This window comes from Deltaproteobacteria bacterium, assembly GCA_012522415.1.
Classification (GTDB): Bacteria; Desulfobacterota; Syntrophia; order Syntrophales; family JAAYKM01; genus JAAYKM01.
This window is the reverse complement of the sequence record JAAYKM010000083.1, coordinates 23,078-43,222: the sequence shown is the minus strand read 5'-3', so window position 1 is coordinate 43,222 and position 20,145 is coordinate 23,078. Positions and strand designations below refer to the sequence as shown.

Annotated in this window: 15 protein-coding genes and 1 tRNA gene; 2 read left to right on the top strand and 14 right to left on the bottom strand. The window is 53.0% G+C overall.

Features of this window, described 5'->3' with window-relative positions; genetic code table 11:
- Positions 1 to 46: 46 nt before the first annotated feature.
- Positions 47 to 133: transfer RNA gene (locus GX147_07290), tRNA-Leu, on the bottom strand.
- Positions 134 to 251: 118 nt separating this feature from the next.
- Here GX147_07290 and GX147_07285 point away from each other — a divergent pair.
- A complete protein-coding gene (locus GX147_07285; GenBank protein ID NLN60496.1) occupies positions 252 to 1,265 on the top strand; it encodes a bifunctional riboflavin kinase/FAD synthetase in 1,014 nt (337 codons plus the stop codon).
- Here the strand turns inward: GX147_07285 and GX147_07280 are convergent.
- From GX147_07280 to rsxC, 13 genes are all read right to left on the bottom strand, one after another.
- Complete coding sequence (locus tag GX147_07280; GenBank protein NLN60495.1) at positions 1,262 to 3,391, bottom strand: acyl-CoA synthetase; 2,130 nt, start codon at positions 3,389 to 3,391, stop codon at positions 1,262 to 1,264. The genes GX147_07285 and GX147_07280 overlap by 4 nt on opposite strands.
- Positions 3,392 to 3,745: 354 nt before the next feature.
- Positions 3,746 to 4,621, bottom strand: coding sequence for a formate dehydrogenase accessory protein FdhE (locus GX147_07275; GenBank protein ID NLN60494.1), 876 nt, complete (start codon positions 4,619 to 4,621; stop codon positions 3,746 to 3,748).
- A 124-nt stretch (positions 4,622 to 4,745) separates the two neighbouring features.
- The gene (locus GX147_07270) at positions 4,746 to 5,405 is read right to left on the bottom strand and encodes a formate dehydrogenase subunit gamma (protein NLN60493.1); all 660 of its coding nucleotides are present in this window, start codon (positions 5,403 to 5,405) and stop codon (positions 4,746 to 4,748) included.
- Between the two features lie 17 nt (positions 5,406 to 5,422).
- Complete coding sequence (locus GX147_07265) at positions 5,423 to 6,199, bottom strand: 4Fe-4S dicluster domain-containing protein (GenBank protein ID NLN60492.1); 777 nt, start codon at positions 6,197 to 6,199, stop codon at positions 5,423 to 5,425.
- 13 nt (positions 6,200 to 6,212) lie between these two features.
- Entirely contained in the window at positions 6,213 to 9,248 is a 3,036-nt protein-coding gene (gene fdnG / locus GX147_07260) for a formate dehydrogenase-N subunit alpha (protein ID NLN60491.1), read from the bottom strand.
- A gap of 500 nt (positions 9,249 to 9,748) precedes the next feature.
- Positions 9,749 to 10,804, bottom strand: a complete 1,056-nt coding sequence (locus GX147_07255) for a class I SAM-dependent methyltransferase (GenBank protein ID NLN60490.1) — start codon at positions 10,802 to 10,804, stop codon at positions 9,749 to 9,751.
- Positions 10,805 to 11,347: 543 nt separating this feature from the next.
- Positions 11,348 to 12,427: an FAD:protein FMN transferase gene (locus tag GX147_07250; GenBank protein NLN60489.1), complete on the bottom strand. Its 1,080-nt coding sequence runs from the start codon at positions 12,425 to 12,427 to the stop codon at positions 11,348 to 11,350.
- Between the two features lie 28 nt (positions 12,428 to 12,455).
- A complete protein-coding gene (locus GX147_07245) occupies positions 12,456 to 13,451 on the bottom strand; it encodes an RnfABCDGE type electron transport complex subunit B (protein ID NLN60488.1) in 996 nt (331 codons plus the stop codon).
- 21 nt (positions 13,452 to 13,472) lie between these two features.
- Positions 13,473 to 14,123: an RnfABCDGE type electron transport complex subunit A gene (locus GX147_07240; GenBank protein ID NLN60487.1), complete on the bottom strand. Its 651-nt coding sequence runs from the start codon at positions 14,121 to 14,123 to the stop codon at positions 13,473 to 13,475.
- 21 nt (positions 14,124 to 14,144) lie between these two features.
- Positions 14,145 to 14,777 carry an electron transport complex subunit E gene (locus tag GX147_07235; GenBank protein NLN60486.1) on the bottom strand — a complete coding sequence of 211 codons (633 nt, stop codon included), beginning with the start codon at positions 14,775 to 14,777 and terminating at the stop codon, positions 14,145 to 14,147.
- A 15-nt stretch (positions 14,778 to 14,792) separates the two neighbouring features.
- Positions 14,793 to 15,374, bottom strand: coding sequence for an FMN-binding protein (locus GX147_07230; protein ID NLN60485.1), 582 nt, complete (start codon positions 15,372 to 15,374; stop codon positions 14,793 to 14,795).
- Positions 15,375 to 15,376: 2 nt separating this feature from the next.
- Positions 15,377 to 16,408, bottom strand: coding sequence for an RnfABCDGE type electron transport complex subunit D (locus GX147_07225; GenBank protein NLN60484.1), 1,032 nt, complete (start codon positions 16,406 to 16,408; stop codon positions 15,377 to 15,379).
- 1 nt (position 16,409) lies between these two features.
- Positions 16,410 to 17,732: an electron transport complex subunit RsxC gene (rsxC, locus tag GX147_07220; protein ID NLN60483.1), complete on the bottom strand. Its 1,323-nt coding sequence runs from the start codon at positions 17,730 to 17,732 to the stop codon at positions 16,410 to 16,412.
- Between the two features lie 505 nt (positions 17,733 to 18,237).
- Here rsxC and GX147_07215 point away from each other — a divergent pair.
- A complete protein-coding gene (locus GX147_07215; protein ID NLN60482.1) occupies positions 18,238 to 20,049 on the top strand; it encodes a sigma 54-interacting transcriptional regulator in 1,812 nt (603 codons plus the stop codon).
- Positions 20,050 to 20,145: the final 96 nt, after the last annotated feature.

Sequence of the window (20,145 nt, the reverse complement as noted above, 5' to 3'; positions counted from 1 at the left end):
GTCGCTCCCCTCGCGGGAGCGTGGATTGAAACACGGCTCATAGAGATGGTGCCGAAGCCGGGATTTGAACCCGGACAGGCATGCGCCCACTAGACCCTGAACCTAGCGCGTCTACCAATTCCGCCACTTCGGCATGAAGGATTCCTATACCCAGCGTCGGAATGCTTGTCAAGACAAAAATGAGTTGAAATTGCCGTGGTTAGTGCTATGGTAGGGCACAAATACGGAGACTTGTGCTGACGTTTCGACCCATGGAAATCTTTAAATCCCCCAAGGACATTTCATCTGAGTTCCGTGACGCATATGTCACAATCGGCAACTTCGACGGGATCCATGTAGGACACCGATACATTTTCAATCAGATCATCACGGAGGCGCGGTCAGTCAACGCCAAAGCCGTCGTGATTACTTTCGAACCGCACCCCAAAATGGTGCTTCACCCTGAACGGCGCCCCTTCTATCTGATTGCGACATTGGAAGAGAAGATGGCCCTTCTTGAAGAGATCGGCATCGATGCCGTCTTTCTCATCCCCTTTTCCTTGGATTACGCTCAGACAACGGCACGCGCTTTTATCTGCGACGTCTTGTGGCAACACTTTCGGGTGAAAAAAGTTTTCATCGGACATGACTATACCTTCGGACGAGGCAAGGAAGGCAATCAGGAGCTGCTGGAAAAGTTCGGAAAAGATCTGGGGTTTGAGGTCACGGTGATCGATGCCGTGAAAGTCGGAGATAGGATCATCAGCAGTACCCTGGTCCGCAATTTGATCCTCGCTGGAGAAGTCAAAGAGGCGGCCGATTGCCTGGGGCGTCCTTATAATTTGGGGGGAACAGTCGTCAGGGGGCATCAACGCGGGGGAGACATAGGTTTTCCGACGGCCAATCTGGAACCCGAAAAGGTGCTGATTCCCCGGACAGGCGTTTATGCAGCCGTTGTCCTGTTGCAGGATGTACGATACGCGGCCGTATTGAACATTGGTTACAACCCGACTTTCGGCGACAGCGAGATGACGATCGAAATCCATCTTCTGGATTTTGACGGTGACATATACGGAAAGGCCCTTCAGGTTTATTTTATAGATCGGCTGCGGGATGAGCTTCGCTTTCCATCGGCGGAGGAACTGGTAAGACAAATCCGGCAGGATATCGCCATCGGCAAGACGTTGCTGAAGCCCTACCTGAGCGGCGGGGAGAAAGATGATCTCCCCCTTCCCTTCGGGAGGCAGAAACAACAAAGGGAAGGAGGAGTCATCAAGATCCTTTAATGATCGTTGTGCCCTTCCCGGTACCGCCCATATCGGTACATGACGGACAGGGCTTCCGTTGCCGCCTCGACAGTGGAATAAACAGGAAACCCCGCCTTTTCCATCGCTATTACATCGTCCATCATGAATTCCTTGCAGGCAACACAGGTTAGAATGGGCTTTCCCTGATAATCGAGCGATTTCAGTGGCTCCAGGAAAGTCCCGAGGATCTCTCCCTGGAGAACCACGATCAACCCCCCCACGTCATCGCTGTCAATGCCCAGTTGAAGCGTCCGTGTCAGCTGATCCGCATCCATGCTGAAGGAAAAATCAACGGGGTTGAGGCTTTTGACATAGTCCGGCAGTATCCTCCGGAGACGTTCCTTTCGTTCCGGTTCCAGGTCGGCCAGGCGCATGCCGTTAATGTACAGGGTATCGGTTGCTGCCACGCCGAGGGAACCCGTGTAAGTGACGACGAGGGCGCTGTTTTTCCTGGGCAGGGGCTGACGGGCAAAGGCCTTCGTGAGACCGAACAGGTGTTCGTTGTCCCGGGCGCGAATGATCCCGCTTTGCCGGAAGACGGCGGCGTTTATTTCATCGTTTCCGGCCAACGACGCCGTGTGTGACGCGACGGCCTTGCGTCCCGCTTCTGTCCGCCCCGATTTGAGTACGATGACCGGCTTTACGGCGGTCACCTTCTTGGCCACATCAATGAACCGCCGACCACTTGTCACATCTTCCATGTAGATGGAAATCACGTCAATGTGGTCATCGGTGCCCAGATATTCGAGAATGTCCGTTTCACTGATATCCATCTTGTTCCCGATGGTCGCCACAACACCAAAGTCCATGACATGGCGGAGTCCCGTAAGCATGCCCGCTGCATACACACCGGCCTGAGCGATCATCGCGATATTGCCTTTCCTCATTTCCTGGATCAGCCCGATGGATTGGACCATGTTGTGATGCGTGTTGATTACGCCGGAGCAGTTCGGACCTAACAGTCGCGCCCCTGTTTTTGCGATGATTTCCCTGATGCGGCTCTGGGCCAGTTTGCCCTCTTCTCCGGTTTCAGCAAAACCCGCCGTTTCGACGACAATATATTGGATCCCCTTTTCACAGCACTGGGAAATCGCTTTTTCGACGACGGCGGCAGGAACGATAACGATGGCCAGATCGACCGGAGCGGGAATCTCGCTGATTTTCCGGTAGGCTTTGACACCCTGGACCTCTCCACCCTTGGGGTTGACCGGGTAGAGTTTCCCCTGAAAGTCATGGGACAGAAGGTTCCGGAAAACATTGTAGCCGAGTTTTCCCATCTCCCCCGATGCGCCCAAAACAGCGATACTCCGGGGATAAAAAAGACCGTGCAGGTTCCCGGCGGGATCGGAAGCGATTTGAGCTTCCGGGATGGGCCCAATAAAAATCCGGGCATCGACGACGATGTTTCCCTCCCGATAAAGGAAAACCGGATTGAGGTCGAGTTCACGAATCTCCGGAAACCATGTCACCAGATCAGATATACGGAGAAGAAGATCGATCAGGGCTTCACGGTCCACCTTTTGATTCCGGTAGCCTTCAAGAAGGGGGTGCCCTTTGATTTCCCCGATCATACTCTCCACTTCTTCCCGGGTGACAGGCAGAATGCGGAAGGTGACATCCTTTAGAACTTCGACGAAAATGCCCCCGAGACCGAACATGAGAACGGGCCCGAAATTCTCGTCACGGGTGACACCGATGATTGCTTCCAAACCCGCTTCCGCCATCTTTTGCACGGCGACACCGATAACATGCTGGTACTTGAAAGCCTGCATCATCGCCCGATAGGTCTCCCTTACGGCATCATCACTCTGCAAGTTCAGCTTAACACCGCCCGCATCGGTTTTGTGGATAATATCGGGAGAGACAATTTTAAGAACGACAGGATAGCCAATGGATCGACTGATTTCAACCGCTTCGTCTTCTGAACCGGCGATGTGGCAGCCGGTGGTGGTCATTTCCAGTGTTTCCAGTATTTCCTTGCACTCGTACTCCATAAGATAAGTTCGGTTTTCACGCCTGGCCTGGTCCATGATTTCGTTAATTTCGTCCCTGAAACCGGGTACCGCCTTCAGGGTTCTCAAAGATCCGGATTCCCTGATTCCCATCAATCGAAGGGATCGTTCCATAGGTTCGTGGTTGTCTTTGCCATCCATTTTTCTTTTTCCTTTCCCGGGCATAGGCCTCTTTCTGTCGCCGGACATGCTGTGATGTCCCGATCTTTGACTGGTTGATTACCATGCGCAGACGGGTATCAGGTATCCGACAATCTTCCTTTTTTCGGTAGGATTAACGCTGAATATGTTGACGGGTTTTGTCTGACAGAAACGGCAATACGAACAGGAATCCCATTCACCGGCTTCCACCGGGCATTCCAACACGCTTCGGCAACCCTGCCCCGGGCAGGATGCCCACAAACATATAACAACACGAATTCGGCTTGTTATTTTGAAGCAGCGAGATCAGAATTGGTTCCATTCACGCAGGGCCATGGGGGAGAATCCCTTTTCCTGCAGAATCACATCCAGATGGGCAAGGCTGATCGCCGGCAAATCGGGGTCGGTTTCCCGCATGTTTTCCGGCCGGTTTACAGTAACGAGATATTTCCTGCATTTTTCACAGACATAAGCAGAGTTTTCCTTGTCATCCTCCACAAACAGATAGGTCGTGTCTTCCGGGGTTTCGTGTTCACACCAGGGACATTGCGGCCGGGGATAGGTCCATTCGTGGTGGCAACCATTGCAATGCAGCCAGCGTTGACCGTTGATCCGGAGAAAGGCCAGCATGGGAAAACTTCCGCAAACAGGGCAGTAGCCCTTGCTCCATGGAAGATTGACAAGAGTCTTTGCCATGTTCTTGGCGCGACCCGTCAAGACGATGCGTTGAACCGAATTGAGCAGCAATGACAGAACAACGGGCCCTACCTGAATTTCGGCGGCCAAAGCAGACATTTTATCTTCATCTGCCAACGTACATCTCTTGTAGATGCAGCCCGGTTCTCCGGGATTTTGGTGCAGATAGGCGGTCAGGCGATTCATCTCCTCCGCCAGATGGGGAAAGCCCTCCCGAATTGCCTCCCCCGTGGAATCGACAAGATCCTGCCAGGGATCGTCTTCTAAAAACAGGGGGTGTTCCCTGATTATAGGGATTCCTCCCATGGTTTTCAGCCTGTCCGGAGACAGGGTGACGTTTTTGGCCGCTATCCGCTCCCCCATGACGATTTCATTCTCGATGACCGGCATAAAAGCGTCAAGGAGTGTCCCGACATGGGGTTTTTCTTTTCTGATGCGCTCCGCATCTTCCTTCAGCATGTGGATCCGGTCGTCAGGGCTTTCCATTGCGGACATTCCTTTCCAGGGACAGTACAATATTTAAAGACGTATCGGGACAGACACACCGGTCCGTCCCGATACGGTAAGCGTTGCATAAATCTGAGTCTGACAAGCTTTGCCTGCGGATGCTCTAATGACCTTGGCCTTTTTCCTCGCCAAACACAACCAATGTACCGCTCTCCTCCATCTCCTTCAGCCACTTGGGATGCTGCTTCTTGAGCCAGGCTCGCGTCACCCATCCTGTAAACATCGCCGGAGCCGAACCAGGAGAACCAATCGTTCCCAGATAAAGATGAACGAAAAAGAACGCGAATATTGTCACAAAACCCAAGGCATGCAGCACATACAGCCAGCGCACCAACCCGGAGGGGAAATTGAGGGGAAACCACATGATCAGTCCGGTTAATACCATGATGATCCCGAAACCCGCCACCACCAAAAAGTACGCCTTCTGGCCGGGATTGTATTTCCCAACTTCCGGCACCTCATCCACATGCCACAGGTATCCGCCTGCCGCCTTGATCCATTCGATGTCCTCGGGAAGAGAAAAAATACCCGCCTCTTTCCACCACATCCGGATCGCAAAAAACAGGGATACCGCAAAAAACAGCCCGCCAAAATTATGGACATATTTCAGCGACCGCAGCCCACCCATCATGTCACCGACAAAATTGAAGGAGTGAAACATCATCCCCAGACCAGTGATGCACAAAAGGAGGCACGACAGCGCCAGACTCCAGTGTACGATACGTTCAAACGCATCCGTTGCCTTGATTAAGCCTTTCTTCATCTTCTTCACCCCTTCCTTTATTGATTGTCTTCATCCGGTGTCTTCGGCCCGTGGATGATGTAGTGGAGGAACGACCCCGCCAAGACACCTCCCGCGGCAAGAAGACTCAGGGGTTTCAGCAGATCCTTCCAGGCGATGATGGACAGGGGCACACTCGGTTTCGCCGGCAACTCGTCGTATACGTCCACTTTTTCCGATAAAACATATATAACATGGGTACCGTCGACAAACTTGTCTCCATAAACCGATGCATCTCCGCCCAGCTCTTCTGCACGCTTATAGGCCTTTTTAATCATGGCATCTTTGGGGCCGATCTGCAGGGCTCCCGTGGGACAAGAAAGAACACATGCCGGAGACGTTCCTGCAGCCAAGCGGGACTCGCAGAGATCGCACTTGTAAATTTTGTCCGTCTTCGCGTCATAACGCGGGATGTCGAACGGACAAGCCGCGATACATTCCTTGCAGCCGATGCAGAGTTCCGGTTTCACGCCTACGGAACCAAAATCGGTCTTATAGAGCGCCCCGCTGGGACAAACCTTGACGCAGGCCGCGTCGCTGCAATGCATACAGCCGTCTTTCCGGAACAGCCACTTCAGGGTACCCTCCTGATCCACATATTCCTGAAAACGGATCAGGGTCCATGTATTCCATTCCAAGCCTTTGGGGTTCTGATAACTTCCCCAATTATTCGTCTTCGATGCCGGCAGTTCATTCCACTGCTTGCAGGCGACCTGGCAGCCGCGACAGGCAGTACAGCGAGACAGGTCGATCATCTTTATCATTTCTGTTTTCATATCCTATCCCCCTTTATGCCTTGCTGACGTTAACCATGAATGCCTTGTACTCGGGACAGTACGTATTGGGGCAACCCACGGCAATTGACAGGTAATTGGCCGATGCGTCAGGGGCGTCTTCAGGGAAACGCCAGCCATAATTGAACGGCATACCCACCTGATGGACGACTTTGCCTTCCACCGTAAACGGCGTCAAACGCTTGGTCACCATGGCCACGCATTCCATTGCTCCCCGGCTCGAGGAAACCTTGACGCGCTCACCGTTCCTGATGCGCAATTCTCCCGCAAGCTGCTCGCTGATTTCAATATAAGCTTCCGGCTGCATCTCCAGAAGCCAGGGCTGCCAGCGTGTGAAGCCTGTACACCAGTGTTCGGTGCAGGAGTAGGTCGTGCAGACGTAGGGGAATTTTTCGTCGGCATTGGCCATCCTGTCCATATCGCTCTTGAACAATTTCACGGCGGGATTGAAGCGCTGTGACGACATCGGATTTTTCGCCAGGGGTCCTTCCACAGGCTCATAGTGTTCCGGGAAGGGACCTTCGACCATGCCCGGACCAAAGATGGCGCCTACACCGTCGGCCTTCATGATAAAGGGAAAGCGGCCCTTTTCTTTATCCGCCAAAGGCGGCCACGGCCCATCGGCCACGTCGCCCACCCATTTATCTCCCGTCCATTCCAGAAGCTTCCGCTTGGGATCGTAGGGTTTCCCGTTAAGATCGCAGGAGGCTCGGTTATACAGAATGCGACGGTTAAGGGGCCAGGCGTAGGACCAGTTGGGGAACAGACCCAGCCCGGTTGGATCTTCCTTGCCGCGCTTGGCCATCTTGTTTTCACCTTTCTGATCGAAACTGCCGGCCATGACCCAGTTACCGCTGGAAGTTGAACCATCGGCCATCAATCGGGCAAAAGAGGGAACAAGGTCTCCCCTGGAAACCTTATCTCCTCCATCGGCAACCAGATTCTGCAGAAAATGACCGTTGATCTCCTTCGCCGCCTTCAGGGCATCAAAATTTCCCGCCGCATCCTTGTAATCCCATTTCAGATTCAGGATGGGTTCCGGACAGGCTCCGCCTTCCTTGGCATAGAGATCCTTCAGGGCATCCATGATCCGCATGGTGATATCGCCATCGGACAGGGCGTCTCCAGGAGGATTGACCGCCTTGTACTTCCACTGAACCCAGCGGCCGCTGTTGCTTTGGCTTCCCGCTTTTTCCATGGTGGCTGCTGCCGGCAGGAGAAATACTTCCGTGTCAATCTTGGCCGGATCGACGCCGGGGGCTTTCCAGAACGAAGCGGTTTCATTATCAAAAATGTTGACATTGACCATCCAGTCCAGCTTCTGCAGGGCTTTACGAACCTTCCCGGCATTTGGCTGGCTGACGGCGATGTTGGAGCCAATGGCAAAGTAACCCTTGATCTTGCCCTCATACATCTCGTCGAAGGTGTGCATGGATGAATAGGCCTTGTTCTCTTCCAGTTTCGGAATCCAGGCATATCCGAAGTCGTTCTCCGCGCTGGCCTTATCCCCGAACATGGCTTTCAGGAAGCTGACGGTGTACTTGGGATAATTTTGGTACCAGTTGGCCGATAGGGGGTCGTTGGATTTCGTGGTGTACTTGTCCATGTATGATTGCAGAGTCCCCATGGACGCATAGGGCATCTTCAGGTAACCGGGCAACAAATTGTACAGGATGGCGTGGTCCGTCGATCCCTGAACGTTCGGTTCCCCGCGTAGAGCGTTGATGCCGCCTCCGGCGATCCCCATGTTACCGAGGAGCAACTGGACAATCGACATGGTCCGGATGTTCTGGCTACCCACCGTATGGTGTGTCCATCCCAGAGCGTAGCATTCGGTCCCGGCCTTATCCCTGGCGCCGGTGGCTCCGAAATCCTTGTAAACCCGAAGAAGCAGGTCCTTCGGCACACCGGTAATCGACGAAACTTTGTCGAGTGTGTAGCGGTCGTAGTGTTTTTTCAGCACCTGATAGACGCAGCGTGGGTGCTGAAGCGTGTAATCGCGAACCGGGATCCCGGTGGCGTCCTTTTCCGTGGTCCAGGTTTCCTTGTTATATTTATTTGTCTCCGCATCGTATCCGGAAAAAAGGCCGTCCTTGAAATCGAAGCCGGAGCTGACGATCTGCGAAGCATTGGTGTAATACTTGACATACTCTTCATGGATAAGGTTGTTGTCGATAATGTACTTGATCATGCCGCCGAGAAACGCGATGTCCGTACCCGAACGGATCGGCACATGATAATCGCAGCGGGCCGAGGTCCGGGTAAAGCGCGGGTCAACATGAATGACCTTGGCGCCTTGGTCCTTCGCTCGAAGGATCCATTTGAAGGCAATCGGGTGGTTTTCCGCCGTATTGCCGCCCATGATCAGAATACAGTCACTGTTTTTCAAATCACAATAATGATTCGTCATCGAACCGCGTCCAAACGACTCTCCCAGAGCCGCCACAGAGGGACTGTGTCAGACCCGGGCCTGGTGGTCGATGTTGACGAGTCCCATGGCGCGACAGGCCACGCTCAGGGTCCAGCACTCTTCGTTACCGATGTTGGAGGAACCGTAATGTCCGATGGATTCTACACGGTTGACCAGCTCACCCTTGCCGTTTCGGACAACGAAATCCTTGTCGCGGGTATCCTTGATCAAACGGGCGATTCGTTTAAAGGTCCAGTCCAAGTCCTTCTCTTCCCATTTGTCACTTTTCGGCGCCCTGTAGAGGACCTTCCTCAGACGATGCTCGTTGGCTTCGGTCAGAGCGAAAAAGCCGGCACCCTTCGCGCAGAGTGATCCCTCATTGATGGGGTGATCGGGATCACCTTCGATGTTGAAGATCTTGCCGGTCAGCTTGTCGGTACTGCAGATCAGACTACATCCGACCGAGCAGTAACAACAGATGGTGGTAGACTGTCTGGCTGTCCGGATCCGGTCCATCTTGGTCAACCCGGCGGCATGAGCCTTCAGGGGTGCCAAGTTCAGACCAAGAGAGGACAGGGCCACTCCTGATCCGATTAAGAAACCTCTCCTCGTTACTTCCATAAACCCTCCTTCTTAACTCCATAATGGGATGATTCCGAAAAGACCTGATTTGTGAACGGCAGAACCACCTTTATCATTCTGCAAACGAACCCTGCCGCACTCACGTTGACTCCAAGAAATTCAGCCTGCCGCGCCGTCATGAGGGCCAGCGGACCGTCTAACTTTACACGGAATCACCCGTCTCTTTGTAAATGCTAAAGTTCCTCCCCTGTGACATCAAAACACACCTATTCGTACAAAAAACAGCTGAATTCCCGCACCAATATTCTCCGAGCACGGGAAAATCATTTCGGGAGATCATTTCCGGTGGGGAGAATATCTCCCTTAGCGACAGGGACACTAAATAAATAAAAGGTAAAAATCAAGCAAATAATTAGTCATCTCCGAAAAACTCTGCTTTTTGAACAACCATGGTTCCATCATATTTTTGAAATATCCTTACGGGAAGCGGAGAGAACAGGGTGCCTGCCCCTGACAGAAATGGTCGTTCCGGCAAGCTCTTATTTTTTTGCTTCGATAACCATATGCATGGGCGTTTCCGCGGTTTTGCGGACGCGGGAAAACCCGCCCTCCCGGAGGATTTTTGTCAGACGGATCGGCCCGGCCTGCGCACCCAGAGCGTCTTCCGCTCCCTGACTGATCGCACCCGGAACACAAATCATGGCGGAAAAACTGTAGCAAAGCCGGCCCACCGGATGCAGATTATCCTCGAGACGGTCGGGCGCTCTCTGTTCCACAAGCATCAGGGTCCCATCCGGCGAAAGAATGTTCTTCATATGTGACGCAATAGCAACGGGGTTGTTCATTTCATGAAAGCTGTCACAAAAAAAGGCCAGGTCGTAATTCTCCGGGGAAATGGCTTCTACCGGACAGATTTGAAAATTCGCGTTCGCGAGCCCTGTTCCATTTAAACGTTTTTCAGCGATGCTGATCGACGGTTCATGGGCGTCGAAACCGAAAAACACCGATTTGGGGAAGGACCGCGCCATGAGCAACGTTGTTGTACCATGGCCGCATCCGACATCGGCGACGACAGCCCCGGCCTCCAGTCTTTCCATAACATTTTCAACGGAGGGCAGCCAGGTTGAAATCAGGAAGTTTTCATAGACACGGCCAAAAAAGCTGTCCGTGCCATGAAACAGATCCTCGTCGTGTTCCTGCCAACCGACACCTCCCCCATGTCGAAACGCCTGGGCAACCAGGGGTTCATCTTTATACAACGCAGCGACACAGGGATAAACACTGGCGAGAAAGAGGGGGCTGTCTGTATCGCCAAACAGGGCCGTTTGTTCCGGTGTCATGCCGAAGGTGCCATCAGACGGATTGTAAACAACATAATCCGAGGCGGCCATTGCCGACAGCCATTCACGAACCATGCGTTCCTGGGTCCCCGAAATCATGGCAAGGTTATGGCTGCTCAGGGGACCGTTTTTTGCCAGAACTTCAAACAGGCCCAAACGGTATCCGATGAGAACCAGAGCGCCGCTTGCCGCCGCGCCTATGTCTGCAACCGCCTTGTTCATCAGATTATTCAACTTATCGACGTCATGATTCATCTGATTGCCTCCATTCAAATCAAACTTCATCACATCTGTCGAAGATGTGAATACAGGGGGATGTAAAGGGGTACATGACCGGGTAACAGCTTTTTCAGCCCGGGAAAATCGACACGCAGAAAAGGAGGCACCCCTGATTGGCAGGTTTAGCAACATCTTCCGTCAAATTCCACATCTTTTTTACAAGGGGGATTCTTTGAAAAGAAATCTGAACAGCAGGGGATACGGGGAAATAAGGGGAGTGAATACCGGAACCCGTTTGTGTCCACCCTTCTCTGCCGACCGTGGCAAATCGGTTCATTGCAAAATATCCAATGGGTCTGGGTGAAGAGCGGTTCCCGTTGAGTCCGGATGCTCCAGTCATTGTCCCCTGAGCGATTCTCTCCATTGGGTTAAATTCCGGCAGACCAAAGAGGCGATAAAACGCCGTTTTCTTTTTCGCTACGCCCGTTGTCCACCCTTACGTGCCCATTTAGCCGGCGGGAAGGATGCTTTCGCGGAAACCTCTCCGAAGAGAGGGACTCCGATTTTCGGAATCATCCATTACGCGCTGATTTTCGGGAATCTTCCTGATCGCATCATGTCGATCTGTTGGCCCGTTCCGGCCAGCGCAAAGACCGCTCCGGCAGCCCTTTGCCTCGTAATGAATGCGGCGGCTCTGTCGGTTCCCATGAGGAAGGCTGTTGTCGAAAGGGCGTCGGCCTCCATGGTCGTATCAGCAGTGACGGTGGCGCTCAGCATCGGATCCGGCATGGCGCCTGTGTAGGGGTCGAAAAGATGTCCCAAGTTTCGGTTCTCGCTCTGCGCCTTGAACTCGTAATTGCCGGAGGTCGAAACGGCCTTGTCCGCAAGAACGATTTTACCGGCCAACCGGTTCGGAATACGAGGATGCTGAATGCCGATATGCCAGCCCTCTTGTCCTGCGGGCTTCCCCAAAGCATAGACCTCCCCTCCCGCATTGATCACGGCTTTTTCGATTCCATGGGCCTTCAGAACGGCAACCGCCCGGTCCACGGCATAGCCAACGGCAATACCGCCCAAATCCGCCGCCATGCCCTGCTTCTCCAAACCGACACGGTTATCCGCCCGACTGACATGGATCCGGCGATAATCCACCAATGTCAGCGTTTTTTCCAAACTCCTTTCATCAGGAATACGGGGATGATTGTTCCGCAACCCGTAGAGTTGCAAAAGCGGCAGAACAGTCGGATCGAAAACGCCGTCCGTTCTCCGGCCGATATCCCGGGCCATCGCCATGACTTCACAAAGCCTCGCGTCAACGGTGACGCTATCGTGACCGGCCGCCCGATTGACCTTTGCCAGATCGCTTGTCTCCGTAAAGCTGCTCATGAGACGATCTATAGCCAAAATCTCTTCTTCCGCCTTTGCCATGATCCCGGGAAGATATTTCATATTCCGGTCATAGATCGCAATATCGACGAAAGACCCCATGGATAGAAAGGATTTCCTGAACGGCTTTTCCAAGCCCGGATTGAGGATTTCCAGAATCCGGTTCCCGATCCGCAGGTACGGGTTCAGGATGGCAACCATCGCACCGCCCGCCGCAAATGAAAGTGAATATTTCAAGAAATTCCTACGATTGAACTGATTTTTTATGACCATGGCCATTCCCTTTTTTCTGATGTTAGTCTTACTTAAACGCCACCACGGGACATTCACTGATACACAATTCACAGCCGACGCACTTGTCGCTGTCATAAACAGCCTTCTTCTGTTCTGTGTCAAAGGTCAGGCAACCTTTAGACGGGCAGATTTTCACACAGAGGGGTTTCGGTTTCCCCTCACAGCCGTCACACTTATCGGCATCGTATGTTACCGGCGGGTAATCAACTTCGATTACGAAACTGTCCGACGGACAACGCGTCGCCCCAGGCAGAATACGCAGGTTGTCATTATAATCTATCCTGGGCAGGCCGCCTTCCATGACAATATCCCCGGAGGGGTTGTTGTTCTTGTTGGCGCAAATACCGCAGGAAATACACCCGACCTCGCAAACCCCCTTGACCGCCTTGCCTTTTTCCGGATTCGCACAGGCCAGGTAGATTTTTTGTGTCTGCGGAATGAGGCTGATGATATGCCGTGGACAGGCCTTCACACACAGACCGCATCCGGTACAGAGTTCGGGATACACGACAGGCAGCCCGTTATCCCCCATTTCAATCGCCTGAAACGGGCAGACTGCAACACAACTGCCGAACCCGAGACAGCCGTATTCACAGGCTTTGTTGCCGCCGGCCAGAAGCATTGCCGCCTTGCAGTCCTGCACCCCCATATATTCAAATTTTTGTCTCGCCTCTTTCCGGCCTCCCTTGCAGTGGACGACGGCCAGCATGGGGGTCACTTCCTCTACGGCGCACCCCATAATCTCGCCGATTATAGCGGCGACATCCTTACCTCCCGGGGTACAGGCATTCGGAGGAAACGTCCCCGCCACAACCCCTTCGGCATAGGAAAAACAACCCGCCGCTCCACAAGCTCCACAATTCGCACCGGGCAGGGTGTCGGCAATCTTTTCAACACGCGGGTCGAGCTGCACATAGAAGATTTTAGAGGCATAGGCCAGGCAAGCCCCGAAAAAGATTCCGATAACGCCAAGAATCATAACGGATGAAACGACTGTGATCATAAAATCAAATTCCTGTTCTTATTAAATAGAAAGCCCTGAAAATCCCATAAAAGCGATCGCCATAAGCCCGCCCATTATAAATGCAACGGGAATACCCTTCATCGATTCCGGAATTGTCTCCAGGTCGAGTTTCTCCCGCAAACCGGCCATCAGAACCAGTACCATCAGAAAGCCCACTCCACCAGCGAAACCCTGAACGAGGCTCTGCAGGAATGTCAGCTTTCCGTCAAGCCCGATTGCACTGAAGCCATCGATATTCAACACAGCGACACCCAGAACGGCACAGTTCGTCGTAATCAGGGGCAGAAAAATACCCAGGGCGCGATACAGGGGGGGGACCTTTTTCTGCAGGAACATTTCAATGAACTGCACCAATGAAGCAATAACCAGGATGAAGGCGATTGTTCTCAGAAAAGTCAAATCCGGAGCGACGCCATCGGTTGCCAAAAAGCCCATGACACTCGTCGCGGGATCCAGCAGATAAGTATAGAGGATCCAGGTAATAGATGAAGCGAGAACCATCACAAAGATGACCGCCAGTCCCATCCCGACGGCGGAACTCAGTTTCTGGGAACAACCGAAGAAAGGACATAGACCCAGAAATCGCGACAAGACGAAGTTCTGGATCAGAATCGAATAAATAATAATCAGAAATATGATCTTGATATCCATAACCGGTCCTCAAAAATGCCTTTATTTTTCGGCAATCGCCTGAGTGCGTTTCATGGCCGCCGTCCTCATATCCTTCATCTTGAGCGCCGCCATCAGGAGTCCCATGACAAAGAAACCCCCCGCCGGCAAAATCAGCAGCAAAACAGGCTCAAAGCTCTGCCCCATGACGGGGTATCCCCAGAGCTTTCCGTCTCCGAGTATTTCCCGGATCCCCGCCAGAACACACAGGGAAATGGTAAATCCTGTCCCCATCCCCAACCCGTCAACGACAGAACGAAATACACCGTTTTTTCCCGCAAAAGCCTCGGCCCGTCCCAGAATAACGCAGTTCACCACGATAAGCGGCACAAAAATGCCCAGTGCCTTGTGCAAGTCCGGCGCATACGCGGCCATCACCATTTCCGTAATGGAAACGAATGTGGCAATCACGACGATGTAAATAGGAATCCGTATTTTGGGGGGCACAATCCCTTTTATCAACGAAACGATCGTGTTGGAACACAACAGGACAAAGGTGGCCGCCAGTCCCATGCCAAGACCGTTCTCCAATGAAGTCGTCACAGCCAGAGCCGGACACAACCCGAGAACAAGGCGGAATATCGGGTTTTCACTGCCGATGCCCTTGGTGAATTCCTGTACTATTGTCCTTTGCATATGACGCTCCGTTTCCTACTCTTGAACCGGTTTCAAAATGGCCTTGCTCCTCATCCACTCAACTTCCTGTTTTATGGATGATGCAATCGCCCGCGATGTAATGGTCGAACCTGTAATACATTGAATCTTCCCGCCGTCCTTGTCCACGGCAACCGTGTCGCCAAAGCTCCCTATAAACTGCCGCTGGAACCAGGGATCCTTTTCACCGTACTTGATTTCCACGGCCTTCGTCCCCAATCCCGGTGTTTCCTGCTGGTACATGATGTTCATGCCTTTGATCACCCCGTCCGGCGCAAGGCCGACCAGGGTTTGGATCGTGCTGGAATAACCCTTTCCCGCAGCGACAATGGCGTAGCCGACAGGTGGAACATCCGTGTCGTCACCGGCAAATCCGCAGTAATACTCCTTCCCGTCCGGCGACGTCGTCAAAACAATGTTTTTCGCTTCGGGAAGAACACTTCTCAGTGCCTCTTGCATGACTTTTTCCTTCTCGTAGGCGATCTTCCCTTTCGTGCTTTCATAAACAGCACTCAAGGCAAACGCCGCGCTCACACAAAAAATTCCCAGAATAAATCCAAGTTTGGTAATGTTCAACACTTTTATGCTCCAAAAACCTTGGGTTTCGTATACCGATCCAGAAGAGGCGTAGTCAGGTTCATCAGCAAAATAGAATAGGAAACTCCTTCAGGATAGCCGCCGACAAGACGGATCACAATGGTCAACAGACCGCAGCCAAAACCGAATATCCACTGACCCAGCGGTGACGACGGACAGGTGACCATATCTGTCGCCATAAAGAAGGCCCCGAGAATGAGCCCGCCGGCCAGGATGTGAAACATGAAGTCTCCCGTAAAGAGACCTTCGCCCCCGAAGATCCAGCCCAAAATAGCGACCGTACCAATAAAGGACAGGGGAATGCGGTAATTGATGTAATTCTTGTAAAAAAGGTAAGCCGCCCCAACGATCAGCAGCAAGGCGGAGGTCTCTCCGATGCACCCGCCGACACTTCCGACAAAAAGTGAAAGATAGGCTTTCGTCGTTCCGGCAGACTCAACGATTGCCCTGGATTGTTCGACGTTGATACCCAGGGCCAGGTCGCGCATCGCCGCCTTGATGACCATCAGGGGCGTGGCCCCGGTTACGGCATCCACGCCGGATGTCGTGCCTCCCGTGGGTACGCTCCATCCCGTGGTCATCATTACCGGCCAGGACGCCATGAGAAAAGCCCGCCCCAGAAGCGCCGGGTTCATGGGATTCAGGCCGAGACCGCCGAAAACGTGTTTGCCGATGGCGATGGCGAAAACCGTTCCAACAACGGGAATCCACCAGGGGACACCGGGCGGTACATTGAAGGCCAGCAGGATGCCCGTGACGATGGCGCTTCCGTCCAGAGCCGTAATCCGAACCTTGCGGCATTTTTGTATTGCCGCTTCCGTCGCCACGGCCGTTACAACGGCAATACCTGTGACCCAAAGTGCCCGCAGCCCAAAATAATACACGGCACCCGCCAGAGCCGGAAGCAGCGCGATAACCACCGAGTACATGATTTTCTCGACTGAATCCGTTGTCCTCAAATGGGGGGAAGCGCTGACGATAAGCTGCGGAGCCACTTCTGTTTTTGTGTCTGCCATCTTACTTCTTCTCCGCCTTTTCCATTTCCTGAACCATAAATTTTCCGAAGCGCATCAGATGCATAACATTCCGGCCGGCAGGACAGACAAAAGCACAGGATCCGCATTCCATGCAGTTCATAATGCCCGCCTCCTTGGCCAGATCCCAGCGCTCGTTCTCCACGTAACTGACGATCAGCGTCGGCATGAGATTCATGGGACACACATCGACGCACTGGGCGCAGGCAATACATTCCTGTGGTTCGTATTCCTTCACTTCGCCTCGGCTCATCACGACAATGCCGGACGAACCCTTGATAATCGGCACATCGAGAGTGAACTGGGCTATCCCCATCATGGGACCGCCCATGATAACCTTCCCGGGTTCCTCCCTAAACCCACCACAATACTCAATCAGTTCCCGAACGGAAGTCCCGATTCGCACCAGAAGATTTTTTGGTTCCCGGACCGCTCCCGTTACCGTGACCACCCGTTCAATCAGGGGTTTCTGGAAAGCGACGGCTTCATAGATGGCCTTGGCGGTTCCCACGTTCTGAACCACACATCCCACTTCCATGGGGAGCTTTCCCGCCGGCACTTGACGCCGAGTTGTTGCATAAATCAGTTGCTTTTCCGCACCCTGGGGGTATTTGACCTTCAATGGACAAAGTGAAATTTGCCCATCGTTTTTGAGAAGTTCCGAGAATATGGCGATGGCATCCGGTTTGTTTTTTTCGATCGCAACAAACCCCTTCGTTACGCCCAGCACCTTCATAATGATACGGAGGCCATGAACGATATCTTCAGGATATTCCAACATCAGGCGATGATCGGACGTCAGGTACGGTTCACATTCGGCGCCGTTCAAAATGACCGTATCGATCGGTTTGTCCTGCGGCGGCATGAGTTTGATATGGGTGGGGAAAGTCGCGCCGCCCATGCCGGTAATGCCGGCGTCGGCAATGAGATTTTTCATCTCTTCCGGCGTTAAAGACATGTATTTGGAATTGAAAGCAAAATCTATATGGGGTTCGTCCAGGCCGTCGGACTCGATAACCACCGCAGGCGCCGCCTGCCCCAGGGGATGAGGGTACGATTCGATGGCCTTCACTGTTCCAGACAGGGAGGCGTGAGAAGACACGGAAACCGGTCCACTTGGTTTGCTGACGGGCTGTCCCCTGAGTACCCGGTCCCCGACCTGAACAATGGCTTCGGAAATCCGGCCGATATGCTGCTGCAGGGGAATCACCACCCGTGCGGACAGAGGCATGACTTCAATTGCCTTGGCGGCAGACAGAGCCTTGTGGTCGGGGGGATGAATCCCGCCCCTGAATGTCCTGGTAATTGTACTGATCATGCGTCTAAGCCTTCCGTATATAACGTGATTCCTATCAACAGCCCCCCAGCAGCGTCGGTTGGCCCGTTGTAAAGTATAAAAGACCCGATATATCAAGACCGCTTGTCCCTGATACGGAACCCTGTATCAAGCGGAATCACCCCGCTTCACGAGCGAGTCATTTCAATGTTCTCTTGTCCGGGCAAAGCCAACCGCTTATTGAAGCACTGCCGCGCTCCATATACCAGGACGGGCACCTTGTCAAGAAAAAAGCTCAGAAATTAAGCCCTTGAATTTTCCGTTCCGCAGCTCAGCCAAACCTTGCCGCCGGATTGTATAGGCCGTTCCCACGCATGGGTGCCATGAATTCTCCAACGGCCCAACCCGGAAAGAGAATTTGGGTTTCTCCCCAGGGTGCACAGGCGACAGAGGATGAATGCCTGTTGACAAATCCCTTTCTTTAAACCATAAAATGGGACATAATTGACACATGAACAGACAGGAGCGAAACAGCATGCAAATCGGGCTCGCCCATGAACAGATTATGGACAACATGCCCGTGGCGGAAATCACCATCGGGCCGGACCACAAGGTCATCCACTGGAATCGGGCGGCAGAGGTGTTGACGAGACGCAAAGCGGCGGACGTGGTCGGAACGGACCGTCAATGGGAACCCTTTTACCGTGAAAAAAGACCCATTCTCGCGGACCTGATTGTGGATCAACTAGAGGAGGACCTTCCCCGGTTTTATGAAAACCATCAACTGATGCCGTCGGTGATGCTGCCAGGAGCATGGGAAGTTTCAGGCCCCTTTCTCGACCGCAGGGGGAAACGCCATCTGCTGCATTTAATCGCCTGCCCCGTTTACGATCACAGGGGGAAAATTGCGGGGGCGGTTGAAATTATTCAGGATATGACAAACCGAGTGTTGAACGAAAATGCCATGCCTCCAGGCGACAACCGTTATAAAATCCTCTGTGACCATATTTCTAACGGGATGTGCCTCTTGAAAGAGGGCCGTTTCATCCTGGTCAATCAATCTTTCATGTCCATGTTCGGATATGACCGGGAAGCGGATCTCCTGGGGAAAGACTTTCTGGAACTGATCCGGGAAACACATCACCCCCACGTGGATCGTGTCATGGAGGAATCCAGAAAAAACGTGGAACAGGAAACGGATTTTCAGGCGCCCTGCCTGACAAAAAACGGCCTCAGTATCTGGGTGGAGGGTCACTTTACTCGAATCCCTTGGGACGGCACCAGGGCGACCCTGATCATCCTGAGAGACATAACGGAAGGCAAACTCAAAGAACTTTCAATGGAACAGGAAAAGGAGCGCCTGAGTCTCGAAAACATCAAGCTGAAGGCCTCCATCCGGGAACGTTATCGCTTCGGATGCCTGATCGGGAAGAGTCCGGCCATGCAGAAGGTCTACGAACAGATCATCAGCGCAGCCGGTTCCCGGGCCAATGTGATCATTTACGGCGAATCGGGCACCGGGAAAGAACTCGTTGCCAGGGAAATTCACGACATGAGCGAGCGCCGGGGAAATGAGTTTGTTACGGTCCATTGCGGGGCCATTCCGGAAACCCTCATGGAAAGTGAATTTTTCGGACACCGCAAGGGCGCTTTCACCGGTGCCTACATCGACAAACATGGATACCTGGATTTGGCCAACCGGGGGACCCTGCTCCTGGACGAGGTGGGGGAACTCGGGCTGAGCATCCAGGTCAAGCTCTTACGGGCGATTGAGGGGGGAGGCTACACCCCGGTGGGCGACACCAGGCTGAAACAATCGGACATTCGAATCATTGCGGCGACAAATCGTGATCTGATGGAACAGGTCAACAGAAAGGCCATTCGGCCGGATTTCTTTTATCGCATTCATGTTCTGCCCATCACCCTTCCTCCGTTGAGGGAACGAAAGGAGGACATACCCCTGTTGGTCGAACACTTTATGGCGCTTTATCGACAGGGGGAAGAGCCTTTCCGTCTGCCGGAAAAAATCATGGAAACCCTTTTCGCATACAATTGGCCGGGTAACGTACGGGAACTGCAAAATGTCATTCAACGTTACCTGACTGAAAAAAAACTTGACTTTCTGCCATCCGCCGATCTTCCGGAAATCTCCAGGGTATCCATGACCTCCGGCTTGCCCGGCTACACGGACAATTCACTGAATGCCGCCGTGGAAGCCTTCGAAAAGCGGTTTATCGAGGAAGCACTGAAAAACCAGAAATGGAAAAAAGGAAAAGCCGCCGATGCCCTGGGCGTTTCCAGAAAAACGCGTTTCCGCAAAATGAAGCAATATGGCCTGAATGGGTAACATTTTGGGACATATATGGCCCACACGAGCAACTCATCATTTTTATTGCGGTATAGCTCCGCCATGGTCGATAATGGGTCATACATGACCCATACA